The following is a 17,151-nucleotide window of genomic DNA, read 5'->3' as shown; positions in this document are numbered from 1 at the left end:
GCACTGGGCCGTACGGGGGAGGGGTGGACGCCGATGCAGCCGCTCGGAGTTGACGAGCCCACGGTCGTCGGGCCGTACCGGCTGCTCGGCCGGCTCGGCTCCGGCGGCATGGGGCGGGTGTATCTCGGCCGCAGCGCGGGCGGCCGTACGGTCGCTGTCAAGATCGTGCATCCGCACTTCGCGCTGGACGAGGAGTTCCGCGCCCGCTTCCGCCGGGAGGTGGACGCGGCCCGGCGGGTGGGCGGCGCGTGGACGGCGCCCGTGCTGGACGCGGATCCGCAGGCGGCGGTGCCGTGGGTGGCCACCGGCTATGCGGCGGGTCCGTCGCTGTCGGCCGCGGTCGCGGACTCGGGCGCGCTGCCCGCGCATTCGGTACGAGCGCTGGGGGCCGGGCTGGCCGAGGCGTTGGCGGCCGTACACGAACTGGGGCTGGTGCACCGGGACGTGAAGCCGTCGAACGTCCTGCTGACACTGGACGGCCCCCTGTTGATCGACTTCGGCATCGCGAGGGCCATGGACGGCACGGCGTCCCTGACGTCCACCGGCGTCTCGGTCGGCTCCCCCGGATACATGTCGCCCGAACAGATCGTGGGCAAGGGCGCCACGGGAGCGGCGGACGTCTTCTCGCTGGGCGCGGTCCTGGCGTACGCGGCGACCGGGGAGCCGCCGTTCTCCGGGGACTCGTCGGCGGCGCTGCTCTACAAGGTCGTGCACGAGGAGCCCGAACTCGGCCCGCTGGACGGCGAGGTGCGGGAGCTGGTGGAGGCCTGCCTGGCCAAGGAGCCGGGTGCCCGGCCCACGCCGGGTGAGGTGGCCAGGCGCCTGGCTCCGGACGGGGCGGCCCGGCTGGTGACGGGCGGGTGGCTGCCGGGCGGGCTGGTCGAGCAGGTCAGCCGCAGTGCCGTGCGGCTTCTGAACCTGGAGGCGGGGGAGCCGGGAGAGACCGGCCGGCCGGGAGGCGATGTCCCCTCGGGGCCGGTGGGGTTCAGCCGGCGGGCCACGGTGGGGGAGTTCGGGCCGCCGCCGGTCATGCCGGTGGTGAGGGGTGCGGGCGCGTCCATGCCGCCCGCGGCCGTCCCCGAGCCCCGGGATGCCCCGCCGCAGGACGCGACCCCGGCATCCGCATCCGACAGCCGCCCCGGCAAGCTGTCCCTCTCCGTCGCGGCGGCCTCGGCGCCCGGGGAGGGCGGCCGTGGACGGAGACTGAGCTGCACCGTCGCGCTCGCGGTGGCGGGGGCGTTGGCCGCGGTGACGGTGGGGTCGGCGTTCCTGTTCGACCTGCTGCCGGGCGGCGGAGACCAGGACACCAACGCGGGTTCCGACGCCGCCTCGTCCGCATCGCCGGGCGAGGGCACCCCCACCCGGGCCGGGGGCTCCGTGCCCGCCCGCTACATCGGCACCTGGGAGGGCCGGGCCACCGCCCTGGACGGCGCCCTGCCGTCGGGCACCTACCGGCTCACCGTGCACAAGGCCGACGTGGGCGAGGAGTTGGGCACACTCCGGCAGACGGACGTGCTCGGCCTCGTCTGCAACGACGTACTGACCCTGAAGAAGGTGACGGCGAAGGAACTCGTCGTCACGTCCGTGGGCAGGAAGACCAACCACGGCGGCTGCAACCCGGCACCGCACACCGTCCGGATCTCGCCCGCCGGCGACGACCTGGTGTTCCGCTCGGAGAGCGACGCGGAGGGCAGGCCCGAGGCGCGGCTGTCGAAGGTCGAGCAGGGGTGAGCACGCTCGTCCTGGTCGTGGTGGCTGCACTCTGGGGTGCCGCGGCGGGCACACTGCTGCCCCGGCCCGCCCATCGGTTCTCCGTCGCGCAGGAGGAGGACTGGCGGGAACGGTGTCCGGGCGGGCACCCGATCGGGGGCTGGCTCGGGTGGGCCCGGTGCCGGGACTGCACCGACACGCCGTCGTACGGGCCCGGTACGGCTCTCATGGCCACCGTCACCGCCCTCGTCTGCGCCGCCCTCGCCGCGGCCACCGACACCCGGCCCGAGCTGGGCGTCTGGCTGCTGCTGGCGCCCGTCGGCGTGCTGCTCACGGTCGTCGACCTGCGGGTGCGGCGGCTGCCCGACGCCCTGACCCTGCCGCTGGCGGGCGCCGCGTTGCTGCTGCTCGGCCTGGCCGCCCTCGTCCCCGAACACGCCGGCGACTGGCCCACCGCCCTCTGGGCCGCCCTCGCGCTCGGCGCCGGCTACTTCGTGCTGTGGCTCATCAACCCCGGCGGCATGGGCTTCGGCGATGTGAAGCTCGCGCTCGGGGTGGGGGCGGCGCTGGGGTGGTACGGCTGGCCGACGGTCATGCTCGGCACCTTCGCCGGGTTCCTGTTCGGGGCTCTGTACGGCGGTGCGCTGGTCGCTCTGCGGCGGGCCGGGCGCAGGACAGCGATCCCGTTCGGACCGTTCCTGCTCGGCGGGGGGCTCGTGGGGCTGCTGATCGGGGCGTACGCGGCGTGACGCCGAGCGCGGACTGCCGACCGGGAGCGGCCTGACGTCCCTGGCCCAAAACGCCTGGCGTAGGCTGGTTCGGTCTGTCCAACTGCTTGACGAAAGGGACGCCCCGGTGACCGAGAAGGCCGACCTCCAGTCTGTGCTCGACCGTGCCGCAGCGGGTGGGCGGATCACCCCAGAGGAAGCGCTCGACCTCTACCGCGACGCCCCGCTGCACGCGCTGGGCGCCGCCGCCGACGCCGTACGCCGCCGCAGGTACGCCGGCACCGAGCACATCGCGACGTACATCATCGAGCGCAACATCAACTACACGAACGTGTGCGTCACGGCGTGCAAGTTCTGCGCCTTCTACGCCGCCCCCAAGGACACGGCCAAGGGCTGGACCCGTGACCTCGACGACATCCTGCGGCGCTGCGCCGAGACCGTCGAGCTCGGCGGTACGCAGATCATGTTCCAGGGCGGCCACCACCCGGACTACGGCGTCGAGTACTACGAGACGCACTTCCGCGCCATCAAGGACGCGTTCCCGCAGCTCGTCATCCACAGCCTGGGGGCGAGCGAGGTCGAGCACATGGCCCGGATCTCCAAGGTGAGCGTCGAAGAGGCCATCACCCGCATCCACGAGGCCGGCCTCGACTCCTTCGCCGGCGCCGGTGCCGAGCTGCTGCCCGCGCGGCCGCGCAAGGCCATCGCCCCGCTGAAGGAGAGCGGCGAGCGCTGGCTGGAGATCATGGAGGCCGCGCACCGGCTGGGCGTCGAGTCCACGTCGACCATGCTGATGGGCACGGGCGAGACCAACGCCGAGCGCATCGAGCACCTGCGGATGATCCGTGACGTCCAGGACCGCACGGGCGGCTTCCGGGCCTTCATCCCGTACACCTACCAGCCCGAGAACAACCACCTGAAGGGCCGTACGCAGGCCACGATCTTCGAGTACCTGCGGATGATCGCGATCGCCCGGCTGTTCATGGACAACATCCAGCACATCCAGGGCTCCTGGCTGACCACCGGCAAGGAGATCGGCCAGCTGTCGCTGCACTACGGCGCCGACGACCTCGGCTCGATCATGCTGGAGGAGAACGTCGTCTCCAGTGCCGGCGCCAAGCACCGCTCCAACCGGCTGGAGATCATCGACCTGATCCGCAAGGCGGGGCGGGTGCCGGCCCAGCGGGCGACGACGTACGAGCACCTCGTCGTGCACGACGACCCGGCGAACGACCCCGTCGACGAGCGGGTGGCCTCGCACATCTCGTCCACGGCGATCGCGGGCGGCACGGCGCATCCCGAGCTGAAGATCCTCGCTTCCAACTAGGCCTGGCCGGGGCTTTCGTGCTGACGATTCACGCCGACTCCAGGGGCCACGCGCTCGCCGTCGAGGGCGCGTGGATCGCCGGTGCCGGACCGCTGGACGAGCTCGTCGCGGCTCATGCGCGGGCGCGGGTGCGCAAGTGGCCCGGCATCCTGACGGCCGGGCTGATCAACACGCACGGCAACGAGCTGCTCGAAGAGGCGTATCACCCCGATCCCCGCGAGGCCGACGAACTGGGCACGGAGCCGCTGACCGGGGACGCGCTGGCCGCGCTGGCCATGGACGACGCCCGCTGGGGTGCCAGCGCGCGGCGCTGCGTGCAGCGGATGCTGGCCCACGGGACGGTCGCCGCGTGCTGTGAGCCGCTGCGCAACCGCGCCGTACGGGACGCCGTGCACCGCTCCGGGCTGGGCGTCGTGGGCCGGCTCGGGCCCCCCGACGGAACCCCCGCCCTCAATCCCTACGCCTCCGGGCTGCCGGTGGAGTTCGCCGAACCGAGGGAGCCTCACTCCGCCGCCCGCTTCGCGGTGTTCGACGTACGGGACGAGGCGGAGCTGGCGGAGCGCGGCGCGATGACGTGCGTGGCGACGGTGGTGGACGGGCGCTTGGTGTACCGGCGCCGCTGATCCGCCTCAGCCCGCGAACGCCTCCGCGAACGCCCCGTCCTCCTGGTCGACCCCGCTGCAGTTCGTCAGTGCGTCATCCATGGCCGACCCGTCCGCACACTGCCGGTCCCGGAACGTCGCCCACATCGACACCCACCCGACCCCCTTCTCCTCGGCGAAGTCCCGCACCTGCGCCGCGTCGTCGAGCGTGAACGTCTCGTTGTCGACGTCGTTGACGCCGAGCATCGAGGTGAGTGCGATGGCCCGCCAGGCGGTCGTGTCGGACGTGCCGAAGAGCTCCTTGAGCTGCGTGTGGGCGGCCTTGGCGGACGTGAGGGCGTAGTCGCCCATGTCGCCGGTGTACGACTCGCCGTAGTTCATCGTCATGAGGTTGACGGTGGAGACCTGTACGTCGTGCTGGTTGGCGGACTCCAGCAGCGCCACACCGTCGTCGTCGAGGCCGGAAGGCATCACCGGCAGCGTGAAGGAGACGCGGAGGCCGCCGCGCTCCTGCTGGAGCAGGGCGATCGCCTCCGAACGCAGGTCCACGGAGTCGGAGTCGGTCAGCTCGTCGCCCTCGATGTCGAAGTCGGCCTGGGTGGAGCCCGCCGCGTCCAACGCCTTCCCGTACGCCGCCGCCAGCTCGGACGCACTGCCACAACTCGCCGCCATTTCCTTGCCGGAGGCGCCGCCGAAGGAGACCCGGACGGTGGCGCCGTCCTGTTTGAGTTTCGAGATACGGGACTTGACGGCCGAGTCGGAAATGGGGGTGGTGCCGTTCCATTTCGGGGTGCAGTTACTGCCGTCCGAGATGACGAAAGCCAGGTTGTACGTCGCGGGGGAGCCGACCGAGTCGTTTTCGGAGGCCTCGGTGGCGCTGACGTAGGGGGCGTACGACGTGCTCGCGGAGGGCGAGGTGCTGGGCCGCTGGGGGCTCGGTGGCGCTGCGTCCGCCGTACCGCCGGAGCCCGCGGAGCACCCCGTGGTCAGCGCGAGCAGACAGGTGAGTCCGGCCGCCGTTTTCCCTGAGTACGTTTGCATGCCGGAAACCTCTCATCACTGAGGGGCCGTTGCCGAAAACTCTCAGGAAACGTACAGGTCAAGGCGTTTCTCATATGTGCCTCACATGGAGAGCGAGTTTGTGGCACATAAAGCCTCCGTAATCTCCGGGGAATGCATTCCGAGCCTGCCATCGAAAACCGCGCGGACGTCCGCCGGCGCAATGACGCCCGCGGTCGCCGCCGCAAACGCGGCAACGGGTCCGCCGAAGGGCCCGTGTTCGTTGACAACTCCGGACGCCGCTCCAAGCTGCTGCGTCGCCTCGGCCTCCTGGTCGGCGTCGGCTGCCTCGGGTACGCGGTCGTCCTGGGCATGGCCTTCATGGACGTCGGCACCTCGCTGACGCCGTCCCAACTGCTGCCCTTCGGGGGCGGCGGCCCTGCCGGCGCCCCGAACTCCGGTCCCGGCGACGGCGCCCGGCCGCAGGGCGGGACCGGCACGCCGCCAGTGAAGCCCTCCGGCACACCGCCGACGGGCACCGCGACCGGCGAGCCGCCCAGCGCCGCCCCGACCGTGTCCGCCTCCCCAGCCGCCGCCGACTGACCGGAACGCACCCACACCCATGACTACGACGACTTCCTCACGCGGCCGCCGCCGCGCCCCCACGCGGATCCAGCGGGCGGCGGGCAAGGCCGCGGCGCTGCAGAAACCGCGCGTCATCCTCGCCGGACTGCTCCTGCTCGCGCTGACCAGCGTCATGCTGCTCGACGGCTATCTGCGCGCCGAGGTCGGCGGCGACCAGCGCGTGCGCACCGGGGCCGGCTCCAGCCAGGTCCCCGACAAGGTCCTCGACGGCGGACCGATCCTCACTTTCCGGGGCGGTCAGGCCACCACCGTCTCCGTCCCGGACAAGACGATCGCGCTCACCTTCGACGACGGTCCGAACCCCACCTGGACGCCGCAAGTCCTGGCGATCCTCAAGAAGTACGACATCCCCGCCACGTTCTTCCTGGTCGGCTCGATGGTCTCGCGCTACCCGGGGATCGTCGCGGACCTGGTCGAACAGGGCAACGAGGTGGGCATCCACACCTTCACCCACGTCGACCTCTCCTACCAGAGCGACGCCCGCGTCAACCGCGAGATGCAGCAGACCCAGCTGGCCCTCGCGGGCGCGGCCGGCATCACGACCACGCTGTTCCGGGCGCCGTACTCCTCGGAGACGGACGCCATCGACAACTACAGCTGGCCCGTCTACAAGAAGCTCGGCGAGCAGGGCTACACCAGCGTCTTCGTCGACACCGACAGCGACGACTGGAAGCGGCCCGGCGTCTCGAAGATCATCAAGTGGGCGACGCCGGACGACGGCGAGGGCGCGTCCGTCCTCTTCCACGACGCGGGCGGCGAGCGGTCACAGACGATCAAGGCGCTGCCGACGTACATCGAGAAGATGAAGGCCAAGGGCTACACCTTCACGACGATCAGCGGCGCCGTTCAGGAGGAGGAGTCGGCGGGCGGTCAGCAGGCGGGGGCCGGTGGTGTTCTGGCGGGTCGCGCTCAGGCCGGTGGGGCCGGTGGGCAGCAGCCCGGTGGTCAGGCGGCGCAGCAGGAGCCGAACGGGCAGGCCGGTGCGGGTGCTTCGAGCCTCCAGGCCGCCCATCGCGAGGCGACCGGCGCGACGCTGTACGAGGGAAAGGCCCTGATCGGGGCCGTGGCCGTCGCCGAATGGACGGTGCCGGTGCTGTCGGTCGGCCTCCTCGTCGTCGGCGTCGCCGTCATGGGCCGGTTCGGCATGATGCTGATCCTCGCCCGCCGCCACTACCGGCAGCGCAACAGACGCCGGTTCAGCTGGGGAGCTCCGGTCCATCGGCCGGTGAGCGTGATCGTCCCGGCGTACAACGAGAAGGAGTGCATCGCCAACACCCTTGAGTCGCTGGCGAAAAGCACTCATCCGATCGAGATCATCGTGGTCGACGACGGCTCGACGGACGGCACCTCCGAGATCGCCCGGAACGCGGCCCGCGAACTCGGCATGACCAACGTCCGTGTCATCCGCCAGGAGAACGCGGGCAAACCGGCGGCGCTGAACAACGGTGTGCGCAGCGCCGGCCACGACATTGTCGTGATGATGGACGGCGACACGGTCTTCGAGCCGGACACCGTACGGCAGCTGGTGCAGCCCTTCGCCGACCCCGAGGTCGGCGCCGTTGCCGGGAACGCCAAGGTCGGCAACCGCAACACCGTCATCGGGGCCTGGCAGCACATCGAGTACGTGATGGGCTTCAACCTGGACCGCCGTATGTACGACCTGCTGCGCTGCATGCCCACCATCCCCGGCGCGATCGGCGCGTTCCGCCGGGAGGCGGTGCTGGAGGTCGGCGGCATGAGCGAGGACACGCTCGCCGAGGACACGGACATCACCATCGCCATGCACCGCACGGGTTGGCGGGTCGTCTACCAGGAGCACGCGCGCGCGTGGACGGAGGCACCGGGCTCCCTGAAGCAGCTGTGGTCGCAGCGCTACCGCTGGTCCTACGGCACCATGCAGGCGCTGTGGAAGCACCGCAAGTCCCTGACGGACAAGGGCCCTTCGGGCCGCTTCGGCCGGGTCGGCATGCCTCTCGTCGTCATCTTCCAGATCGTCACGCCGGTCTTCGCACCGCTCATCGACGTCTTCACCGTCTACTCGATGATCTTCGTCGACTTCAAGGCGGCCCTGCTGGCCTGGCTGGCGGTGCTCGCCGTGCAGCTGGTCTGTGCCGCGTACGCCTTCCGCCTGGACCGCGAGCAGTACCGCTACCTGCTGATGATGCCTTTCCAGCAACTCGCCTACCGGCAGATGATGTACCTGGTCCTCATCCACTCCTGCATCACCGCGATGACGGGCGGCCGCCTGCGCTGGCAGAAACTGAAGCGCACCGGCGAGGTCGGAACTCCGGCGGGGGTGAGCTGAGGTGGGGGCCCACAGGAGAGGGGCGCTTGCCCGGCCCCTCGCCGCCGCGCCAGTCGCCGCCACGCCGGTTGCCGCTGTGACGGACGACAAGGAGACCGGGACCGGCCCGGACCCGCGGCCCAAGCCCCCCGCCAGGGACCGCTACTTCGACACCCTCCGAGCCGTCGCCCTCATCCGGGTCGTCACCTACCACACCTTCGGGTGGGCCTGGGCGGGCATGGTCTTCCCCTCGATGGGGGTGATGTTCGCCCTGGCCGGCACCCTGATGGCGAAGTCCCTGGAGCGTCCCGCGCTCCAGGTGGTCCGCAGCCGGCTGCGCCGGCTCCTGCCGCCCTTCTGGTTCTGGGGCGTCTTCGTGGTCGCGGCGATGCTGATCCACGGGTGGATGCCGGGCCGGCAGATCGTCTACTGGATCGTCCCGCTCGGCGACCCGCCGGGCAGCGCATGGGCCGAGCAGGCCTGGGAGATCCTCTGGTACCTGCGGACGTACCTCTGGTTCGTCCTGCTCTCCCCGCTCCTGCTGCGTGTCTTCCGCCTGGCACCGGTGCCCGTCCTGCTCCTGTCCCTGGCACCGATCCTCGTCGTCCACTTCCTGTGGGAGCCCCCGGACAACCGGTTCGGCAGCGCGCTCACCGACCTGGCCACGTTCCTCTTCTGCTGGCTCCTCGGCTTCGCCCACCGCGACGGCGTCCTGCGCCGCCTCAAGCCGCTCGCCGTCGCCGTCCTCTCGCTCGCGGCGATCGCGTACGGCGGCTGGTACGCCTTCACGCACCAGGCCGAGACTGGCTCGTACGATCTGGACGACATCCCCCTCGCCCAGGCGTTCTGGTCGGCGGGCTATGTGACGCTCCTGATGTACGCGAAGGAGTTCTTCCGCATCGACTTCGCCCGGCTGACCCGCGTCCGCCCCCTCGACCGGCTCGTCACGGTCTTCAACGCCCGTGCCGTGACGATCTACCTCTGGCACGAGATCGCCCTGATCCTCGCCGTCCCGCTGATCGACCGGTTCTGGAACGTGCCCGCGTTCGAGAAGTACCTGCCGCTGGAGAGCCAGTGGTTCATGTTCGGCATCGGCTGGATCCTGATCGCGGTGTTCGTCCTGCTGTGCGGATGGGTGGAGGACGTGGCCGGGAAGAAGAAGCCGACGCTCGCCCCTTGAGGCCGTACTGCCACCGAGTGCGTGCGGCCGTACTGCCACAATGGGCCCGTGACCCGCGCATCCCTGGACAAGCAGCCGCACGAAGTCGCTTCGATGTTCGACAACGTGGCGGAACGGTACGACCTGACCAACGACGTGCTGTCGCTCGGCCAGGACCGCAGATGGCGCAAGGAGGTCGCCAGGGCCGTCGACGCCCGCCCGGCGCAGAAGATCCTGGACCTGGCCGCCGGTACGGCCACCTCCTCGCTGCCGTTCGCGCAGACCGGCGCGTACGTCGTGCCCTGCGACTTCTCCCTCGGGATGCTCCAGGTCGGCAAGCGCAAGCACACCTGGCTGCCGTTCACGGCGGGCGACGCGACGAAGCTGCCGTTCAAGGACGACACCTTCGACGCCGTGACGATCTCCTTCGGGCTGCGCAACGTCCAGGACTTCGACACCGCCCTGCGCGAGATGTACCGGGTGACGCGGCCCGGCGGCCGGGTGGTGATCTGCGAGTTCTCGCACCCGACCTGGGCGCCCCTGCGCACCGTCTACACCGAGTACCTGATGCGCGCCCTGCCCCCGGTCGCGCGCGCGGTGTCATCGAACCCCGACGCCTACGTCTATCTCGCCGAGTCCATCCGCGCCTGGCCCGACCAGCCCGCCCTCGCCGAGCGGCTGCGCAAGGCCGGCTGGTCGAAGGTCGCCTGGCGGAACCTGACGGGCGGGATCGTGACCCTGCACCGGGGTTTCAAGCAGAGCTGACGACGGGGTACGGATCCCCCGGCTCGTCCAGCTCGCGCTGCATTCCGCCACCGGGCGGCCGTGGGGTGCGCGGCTCGCGCACCCCTCCGCCGCCCTCACCTTCGCCGAGGTCGAACCAGACGTAGACCATCGACTCCCGCGGCACCTCGGCACCGGGCTGGGGGTACTGGCGTACGACGTAGTCGACGACGACCAGGTGGAAGTCCGGCCGGTCCGGTGCGTTGATGAGGAGGCCGTGCGACTTCGCTTCCTCGCGCGCGTCCATGGCCATCAGTCCGACGAGTTTCGGTACTCGCACCTCGGGCGTTTTGGGTGTTATGCGCACAGATGTCACCCCCAGCGGTACTGGAAGGTTAACCCTCCCGGGGTACCGTCCGGAAGCGCCAAGTACCTTTCTGTAACAGTCAATTACTCAGGGTGATGTATCCGGAACCGAGCTTTGCGGTTCCGGTGTCACAGATCGAGCCGGTAGCAGTGCCCCTTCTGCCGTGCGTCCGGCGTGGCGAACACCTCGGCGAGGCGCATCCCCAGCCGCCGCGTCACCGCGATCGACCGCTCGTTGCGGGCGTCGACCATCGCCACCACACCCGGCACCCCGGCCGCGCGCACCCGGTCCAGCGTCAGCTGCGCGGCCGCGCTGACGTACCCCTTGCCCCAGTGCTCCCGCCCGAGCCGCCAGCCGATCTCGATCTCGCCCTTGGGACCCCACTCCCGCTCCCACGGCTGGGCGCCGGTGAAGCCGATGACCTGCTCGGTCTCGTCGAGGATGGTCCACAGGCAGTACCCGCGCTCGGCATCGTGCCGGCGCTGACGGGCGGTGAGCTCCTCGTAGACGGACAACTCCGCGGCCCTCCCGCCGTGGAACTCCATGACATCCGGGTGCGCGAAGATCCGGTGCCAGGCGACGGCGTCCTCGTCGGTGGGGACACGGAGCCGTACGACAGGGAGAGCTCGGTTCACGGAGGCAGCCCTTCAGCCGGGTGATCAATGCTGCTGAATAGACTGCCCATGTCCAGTGCCGGTCGGCACACTGATTTCGAACTTGGGGAGATCCCGCCGTGACCGTCGTGCCCGAGCCCCACTCCTCGCCCCTCTCCGAGAACACCGCCGATGTGATCGTCGTGGGCGCGGGCCCGGCCGGCTCTGCGACGGCGTACCACCTGGCCAAGTCCGGCCTTGACGTCCTGTTGCTGGAGAAGACCGAGTTCCCGAGGGAGAAGGTCTGCGGTGACGGCCTGACCCCGCGCGCGACCAAACAGCTCGTGGCCATGGGCATCGACATCTCCGAGGAAGCGGGCTGGCTGCGCAACAAGGGCCTGCGGATCATCGGCGGCGGCGTGCGCCTCCAGCTCGACTGGCCCGATCTCGCCTCGTTCCCCGACTACGGCCTCGTCCGCAAGCGCGACGACTTCGACGAGCAGCTCGCCCGCCAGGCCCAGAAGGCCGGCGCCCGCCTCTACGAGCGCTGCAACGTCGGCGCCCCGATCATCGACGACCGCACCGGCCGCATCACCGGCGTCCACGCCAAGCTCGGCGAGGAGAAGCGCGAGGTCACCTTCCACGCGCCGCTGGTTGTCGCAGCCGACGGCAACTCCACGCGCCTGTCGCTGGCGATGGGCCTGCACCGCCGCGAGGACCGCCCGATGGGCGTGGCCGTACGGACGTATTTCGAAAGCCCCCGCCACGATGACGACTACCTGGAGTCCTGGCTGGAGCTGTGGGACCGCCGCGGCCCCGGCGAGGACCGCCTCCTGCCCGGCTACGGCTGGATCTTCGGCATGGGCGACGGCACGTCGAACGTCGGCCTGGGCGTGCTCAACACCTCGGACTCCTTCAAAGAACTGGACTGGCGCGAGGTCCTGAAGGCCTGGTGCGCCTCCATGCCGGAGGAGTGGGGCTACACCCCGGACAACATGACCGGCCCGATCCGCGGCGCGGCCCTCCCGATGGCCTTCAACCGCCAGCCGCACTACACCAAGGGCCTGCTGCTGGTCGGCGACGCCGGCGGCCTGGTGAACCCCTTCAACGGCGAGGGCATCGCCTACGCCATGGAGTCCGGCCAGATCGCCGCCGACGTCATCGTCCAGGCCCACGCCCGCTCGACGCCCGCGGGCCGTGAAATGGCCCTCCAGCGCTACCCGCGTGTCCTGAAGGACACCTACGGCGGCTACTACACGCTGGGCCGCGCCTTCGTGAAGCTCATCGGCAACCCGAAGGTCATGAAGATCGCGGCCCAGCGCGGCCTGACGCACCCCATGCTGATGAAGTTCACGCTGAAGCTGCTCGCGAACCTCACGGACCCGACCGGCGGCGACGCGATGGACCGCATCATCAACGGCCTCAGCAAGGTGGCACCGAAGGCCTGAGGTCGGCTAGGCCCTGCTGAGGGCCTCGATGTTGGCGGCCCGGCGCGCGAACACCTCGTCCCGCCGGTCCGCCACCTGCCGCAGGGCCTCCTTCCGCTCCCGCTCGGAGAGCCGGTCCACATAGACCTGCCCGTTGCAGTGATCGGTCTCGTGCGCGAGGCAACGGGCGAAGTACCCCGTGCCCTCGACCACGATCGGCTCGCCGTCCTTGTCGAGCCCGCGCACCACCGCCCGGTCGGGGCGCGGTACGTCCATCACCGCGCCCGGCACCGACAGGCACCCCTCACTGTCGTCGAGGAGCCTCCTGCGCGCCGCGTCGAGCGGTTCCAGCACCGGGTTGACGATGTGCCCGACGTGCCGCACCCCGTCGTCGTCCGGGCAGTCGTACACGAACAGCCGCAGACCGACACCGACCTGGTTCGCCGCCAGTCCGGCCCCGTCGGCGATGTACATCGTCAGGAACATGTCGTCGATGAGCGCGGCGAGATCCGCCCCGAACTCGGTCACGTCCCGGCACGGCTTGTGCAACACCCCGTCACCCATCTCGGTGATCCTGCGCACCGCCCCACGCCGGGCCTCGGGCGCGAGCGGCGGATACGAGTCGACGGGCCTGCCTTGCACAAAAACGCTGGGCATCGCTTTTCTCCCCTTCTGTCCTTCTGCTGTTGCGGGTTGTGAGAATGCTGTGGTCGGCCGGGAATCAGGCTTCCGACCTCCGCAGACCCTCCCTACCCTCCGGGATTCATGACAACAGAACACACGCAGGAGCCCCGGGAGCAGACAGGTCACACGCGATCCGGCCACACCCGCAGACGCTTTCTGGCCGGTGCCGGGGGAGTGGCCGGCGCCCTCGCCTTATGGCCCGCGGGCACCGCCAAGGCTGCTTCCGGCAGACGCGTCGCCGTCCTGGGTGGCGGAGTCTCCGGCCTGAGCGCCGCCCACGAACTCGCCGAACGCGGCTACGCCGTCACCGTCTACGAGTACTACGACACCCTCGGCGGCAAGGCCCGCTCGATGCCCGTCCCGGGCACGGCGACCGGCGGCCGTGCGGACCTGCCAGCCGAGCACGGCTTCCGCTTCTTCCCCGGTTTCTACCGGAATCTGCCGGACACCATGCGCCGCATCCCCGTCCCCGGCAACGCGCACGGCGTCCACGACAACCTCGTCAGCGGTACCGAAGCCCTGTTCGCCCGCGCCGACGGCCGCCCCGACCTGCACTTCCCGCTGCGTCGCGTCACCACCCCGCCCCGCCCCGGCGACCTCACCCTCGGCTGGATCCGCGACCAGCTCCTGTCGGTCCTGGACCTCGGCACCCGCCTTCCCGCCCACGAGGTGGCCTACTTCGCCGACCGCCTGCTGGTCCACCTCACCAGCTGCGACGCCCGTCGCGAGCAGGTCTGGGAGAAGGTCGCGTGGTGGGACTTCATCCGCGCCGAGGAGATGAGCGAGGAGTACCGCACGCTCCTCGGCATCGGCCAGACCCGCAACCTCGTCGCCACCCGCGCGGAGGTGGCGTCCACCCGAACCGTCGGCCGCGTCATCATCGAAGCCCTGCTCCTGTGGGGCCTGCTCGGCCGCGGCATGGACGGCGACGCCGACATCGACCGCGTCCTCAACGCACCCACCAGCGAGGCCTGGATCGACCCCTGGGAGGCCCACCTGCGCTCCCAGGGCGTCGAGTTCGTCCTCGGCACCCAGGTCCACGAGGTCCACTACGCCGGCGGCCGGGTGACCGGCGTCCGCGTCTCGGCCCGTGACGGCGGCGACGAACGCACCGTCACCGCCGACCACTACCTCTCCGCGCTGCCCGTCGAGCACGCGCGCGGGACGTGGGGGCCGGCCCTGCGCGCGGCCGACCCCCAGCTCGCCCGGTGCGACGCGCTGCAGACGGACTGGATGACCGGCGTGATGTTCTACCTGCGCACGCCCACCCCCGTCGTGCACGGCCACATCAACTGCCTGGACTCGCCGTGGGCGGTGACCGGCGTCGGCCAGGCGCAGTTCTGGCACGGCCGGGACTTCTCTCGCGACTACGGCGACGGGCGCGCCGGGGACTGCCTCTCCGCGATCATCTCGGAGTGGGACAAGCCGGGCATCCTGTACGGCAAGACGGCCAAGGAGTGCACCAAGGAGGAGGTCGTCGCCGAACTCTGGGCTCAGCTCAAGAACGGCCTCAACGACGCCGGCAAGACCACGCTCCGGGACGAGGACCGCCTCAGCTGGTTCATGGACCCGGCTGTGACGGGCCTGGGCGGCCCGAACCCGCAGAACCGCGAACAGCTCCTCATCCACCCCACGGGAACCCTCTACAACCGCCCCACGGCCCGCACAAAGGTCCCGAACTTCTTCCTCGCGGGCGACTACGTCCGCACCGACGTGGACCTGGCGTCGATGGAGGGCGCCAACGAATCGGCCCGCCTGGCCGTCAACGCCCTCCTGGAAGCGGACGATTCGGACACCGAGCGCTGCCGGACCTGGGGGCTCTACCGGCCTCCGGAGCTGGAGCCGCTGAAGCGGGTCGACGAGGTGCGCTACAGGCTGGGCCTGCCCAACACCTTCGACCTCGGATGAGGCGTAAGGGCCGCTGCCCCCGAGCGGCTGCGGCCCTTACGTTGATCTCTGCGAGTCGGATTCGACTCGGCGGCGACTCAGAGGACGCGCACCGCACCCGACGCCGGGTACCCGGACAGGTCCTGGATGACGACGCCCTTGGACGGGTTGGCCGCGTCCAGGTACTGGCCGTCTCCGATGTAGACGCCCACGTGGTACGCGGAGCCCTTGCCGCCCCAGTACAGGATGTCGCCGACCTGAAGGTTGGACAGCGACACATCGGTGCCGACCATCGACTGGTCCTGCGAGACCCGCGGCAGGTCGACGCCGACCTGCTTGAACGCGGCCTGGACCAGGCTGGAGCAGTCCCACGCGCTGGGGCCGGTGGCGCCCATGACGTACGCGTCGCCCAGCTGCGCCTTGAGGAAGGAGACGACCGTCCCGACGCTGCCACTGGCGGGAGCGGACACGTCCGTGCTCGTGGAAGCGGAGGCGGACAGGGTGGTCCGCTCGGCGCTGCGCGAGGCGGCGGCCTCGGCGGCGGCCCGGCGGGCCTCCTCGGCCTTCTTCTTCGCCTCGGCCTTCTTCTTGGCCTCCGCGAGGTCCTTCTTGGCTTCCTTGGCCGCCGCGGCGGCGGCCGCGTCACGCTCGGCGTCGAGCTCGTAGTTCGCCGCCGCCAGCTGAGTGGCGTCCGCGGACTGGGCGAGCTGGTTCGCCAGGTCGCCCGTGAGGGCGGGCAGTTCGATGGTCTGCGTCACCGGCTCGGCGGCGTTCGCCGTGGCCGCAGCGCCAGCCGCTGCCATGCTGAGGACGCCACCGGTAACTCCGGCGCGCATCGCGATGGTCGTCGTCGCGCTGCGGCGGGGCTTCCGGTGGCTGCGTATGTGAGCGGTGTGGGACATGAGAACAACCGGTATCAGGGGCTCCTCCATACCTACAAGAAACGTGTGCTGCGCCACAGTTACTCAATGGCGGCCCCAAATTCCCGGCGCGACGCCCTTTATTGACGCCGTAACGGACATTGCGGACGCGTATCACTCAGCCCGTGATCACGGTCTTTCATCATTAAGTCCGAATTGCCCATCGCTTACCACTTGTTGAGACCGGTGGCCAAGCCCGGTTCTCAGGCCTCTCTCATCATGTGGCAGAGGTCACGCAACGGTCACGGCCTCGTGCGCGTCCTGTGCCCGGATCGCGCCCGCCGACGCTCGTGAATGCGTGCACGCGTCCACATCCCCCTCCGCGGCTCCCTCTGAAGTGTGAACGCGCTCCTCTACCAAGACATCCGGTCCATCACCAATTTGCATGCAAGAGAAGTCTCTTGATATTGAGACGCCCCCTCCGAGCTGCGGCGACGAGCGAAAATGTCACCTCTGGTGATCACTCGGACGCTTCTCGTGCGAAGATCACCGCTCATCCGGCTTCATGATCCTTCGTCAGGTGGTGGAGATCACAAAGCTTGTGTAATACCCCGTGTCGCAGATCACAGAGCGGCAGGCATAGGATGCGAGGCAGTTGGGCTTGTGACCTGCTTCACATGTTCTCGATCTTCGCCGGGACGAGCGGGGCTTGTGGGACCGGTGAGGCGGAAGTGAGCCCAGTGCAACCGCCAGCAGTCAGTGCCGACTGAGAGGAGCGAGGAGCGGTGAACGCGTATGCGCCCATCCTCGTACTGGGAGCCCTCGGGGCAGGCTTTGCGATCTTCTCCGTGGTCATGGCCACGCTGATCGGTCCGAAGCGGTACAACCGGGCCAAGCTCGAAGCCTACGAGTGCGGTATCGAGCCGACCCCCACGCCGGCCGGCGGCGGGCGCTTCCCGATCAAGTACTACCTGACGGCGATGCTCTTCATCATCTTCGATATCGAGATCGTCTTCCTCTACCCCTGGGCCGTCACCTTCGACTCCCTGGGGATTTTCGGGCTCGTGGAGATGCTGCTCTTCGTGCTCACCGTCTTCGTCGCGTACGCGTACGTATGGCGGCGCGGCGGCCTGGAATGGGACTGAGGGGCCTTAAA

The 17,151-nt window shown here is 70.1% G+C and carries 16 protein-coding genes; 11 read left to right on the top strand and 5 right to left on the bottom strand.

Annotation, left to right across the window (positions count from 1 at the left end):
* The first annotated feature begins 33 nt into the window (after positions 1 to 33).
* From ACZ7L5_RS37730 to ACZ7L5_RS37715, 4 genes are all read left to right on the top strand, one after another.
* On the top strand, positions 34 to 1,731 hold the full coding sequence (locus ACZ7L5_RS37730; RefSeq protein WP_471522739.1) for a serine/threonine-protein kinase: 1,698 nt from the start codon (positions 34 to 36) through the stop codon (positions 1,729 to 1,731).
* The gene (locus tag ACZ7L5_RS37725; RefSeq protein WP_471522737.1) at positions 1,728 to 2,459 is read left to right on the top strand and encodes a prepilin peptidase; all 732 of its coding nucleotides are present in this window, start codon (positions 1,728 to 1,730) and stop codon (positions 2,457 to 2,459) included. Before ACZ7L5_RS37730 ends, ACZ7L5_RS37725 begins: the two co-directional genes overlap by 4 nt.
* A gap of 106 nt (positions 2,460 to 2,565) precedes the next feature.
* Positions 2,566 to 3,765 (top strand): cyclic dehypoxanthinyl futalosine synthase, encoded by a 1,200-nt coding sequence (gene mqnC, locus ACZ7L5_RS37720; protein ID WP_328880011.1) that lies wholly within the window; start codon positions 2,566 to 2,568, stop codon positions 3,763 to 3,765.
* Positions 3,766 to 3,782: 17 nt separating this feature from the next.
* A complete protein-coding gene (locus ACZ7L5_RS37715) occupies positions 3,783 to 4,388 on the top strand; it encodes a hypothetical protein (protein ID WP_471522735.1) in 606 nt (201 codons plus the stop codon).
* A 6-nt stretch (positions 4,389 to 4,394) separates the two neighbouring features.
* Here ACZ7L5_RS37715 and ACZ7L5_RS37710 read toward each other — a convergent pair whose 3' ends face one another.
* The gene (locus ACZ7L5_RS37710; protein WP_471522733.1) at positions 4,395 to 5,408 is read right to left on the bottom strand and encodes a chitinase; all 1,014 of its coding nucleotides are present in this window, start codon (positions 5,406 to 5,408) and stop codon (positions 4,395 to 4,397) included.
* 132 nt (positions 5,409 to 5,540) lie between these two features.
* On the opposite strand from ACZ7L5_RS37710, the gene ACZ7L5_RS37705 reads away from it, so the two are divergent.
* The 4 genes from ACZ7L5_RS37705 to ACZ7L5_RS37690 are packed head-to-tail and all read left to right on the top strand — an operon-like array spanning position 5,541 to position 10,219.
* Positions 5,541 to 5,969: a hypothetical protein gene (locus ACZ7L5_RS37705; protein WP_471522731.1), complete on the top strand. Its 429-nt coding sequence runs from the start codon at positions 5,541 to 5,543 to the stop codon at positions 5,967 to 5,969.
* 19 nt (positions 5,970 to 5,988) lie between these two features.
* Positions 5,989 to 8,316, top strand: coding sequence for a bifunctional polysaccharide deacetylase/glycosyltransferase family 2 protein (locus ACZ7L5_RS37700; RefSeq protein ID WP_471522729.1), 2,328 nt, complete (start codon positions 5,989 to 5,991; stop codon positions 8,314 to 8,316).
* A gap of 1 nt (position 8,317) precedes the next feature.
* Positions 8,318 to 9,475 (top strand): acyltransferase family protein, encoded by a 1,158-nt coding sequence (locus tag ACZ7L5_RS37695; protein ID WP_471522727.1) that lies wholly within the window; start codon positions 8,318 to 8,320, stop codon positions 9,473 to 9,475.
* Between the two features lie 48 nt (positions 9,476 to 9,523).
* Positions 9,524 to 10,219 carry a demethylmenaquinone methyltransferase gene (locus tag ACZ7L5_RS37690; protein ID WP_328424800.1) on the top strand — a complete coding sequence of 232 codons (696 nt, stop codon included), beginning with the start codon at positions 9,524 to 9,526 and terminating at the stop codon, positions 10,217 to 10,219.
* Here the strand turns inward: ACZ7L5_RS37690 and ACZ7L5_RS37685 are convergent.
* Both ACZ7L5_RS37685 and ACZ7L5_RS37680 read right to left on the bottom strand, forming a co-directional pair.
* Entirely contained in the window at positions 10,206 to 10,517 is a 312-nt protein-coding gene (locus ACZ7L5_RS37685; protein ID WP_471522724.1) for a PASTA domain-containing protein, read from the bottom strand. The genes ACZ7L5_RS37690 and ACZ7L5_RS37685 overlap by 14 nt on opposite strands.
* A 155-nt stretch (positions 10,518 to 10,672) precedes the next feature.
* A complete protein-coding gene (locus tag ACZ7L5_RS37680; protein ID WP_471522722.1) occupies positions 10,673 to 11,179 on the bottom strand; it encodes a GNAT family N-acetyltransferase in 507 nt (168 codons plus the stop codon).
* Positions 11,180 to 11,277: 98 nt separating this feature from the next.
* On the opposite strand from ACZ7L5_RS37680, the gene ACZ7L5_RS37675 reads away from it, so the two are divergent.
* Positions 11,278 to 12,585 (top strand): geranylgeranyl reductase family protein, encoded by a 1,308-nt coding sequence (locus tag ACZ7L5_RS37675; RefSeq protein ID WP_328880003.1) that lies wholly within the window; start codon positions 11,278 to 11,280, stop codon positions 12,583 to 12,585.
* 6 nt (positions 12,586 to 12,591) lie between these two features.
* Here the strand turns inward: ACZ7L5_RS37675 and def are convergent, their stop codons facing one another.
* Positions 12,592 to 13,221, bottom strand: a complete 630-nt coding sequence (def, locus tag ACZ7L5_RS37670) for a peptide deformylase (RefSeq protein ID WP_471522720.1) — start codon at positions 13,219 to 13,221, stop codon at positions 12,592 to 12,594.
* Between the two features lie 108 nt (positions 13,222 to 13,329).
* On the opposite strand from def, the gene ACZ7L5_RS37665 reads away from it, so the two are divergent.
* Positions 13,330 to 15,156, top strand: coding sequence for a hydroxysqualene dehydroxylase (locus ACZ7L5_RS37665; protein WP_471522718.1), 1,827 nt, complete (start codon positions 13,330 to 13,332; stop codon positions 15,154 to 15,156).
* A 77-nt stretch (positions 15,157 to 15,233) separates the two neighbouring features.
* Here the strand turns inward: ACZ7L5_RS37665 and ACZ7L5_RS37660 are convergent, their stop codons facing one another.
* Positions 15,234 to 16,067: a C40 family peptidase gene (locus ACZ7L5_RS37660; protein ID WP_328880000.1), complete on the bottom strand. Its 834-nt coding sequence runs from the start codon at positions 16,065 to 16,067 to the stop codon at positions 15,234 to 15,236.
* 713 nt (positions 16,068 to 16,780) lie between these two features.
* Between ACZ7L5_RS37660 and ACZ7L5_RS37655 the strand changes: the two genes are divergently transcribed.
* Positions 16,781 to 17,140: an NADH-quinone oxidoreductase subunit A gene (locus tag ACZ7L5_RS37655; protein WP_030950624.1), complete on the top strand. Its 360-nt coding sequence runs from the start codon at positions 16,781 to 16,783 to the stop codon at positions 17,138 to 17,140.
* Positions 17,141 to 17,151: the final 11 nt, after the last annotated feature.

Source organism: Streptomyces sp. NPDC107528, from assembly GCF_055639295.1.
The sequence above is the reverse complement of the archived record's forward strand: the minus strand, read 5'-3'. Positions and strand labels throughout refer to the sequence as shown.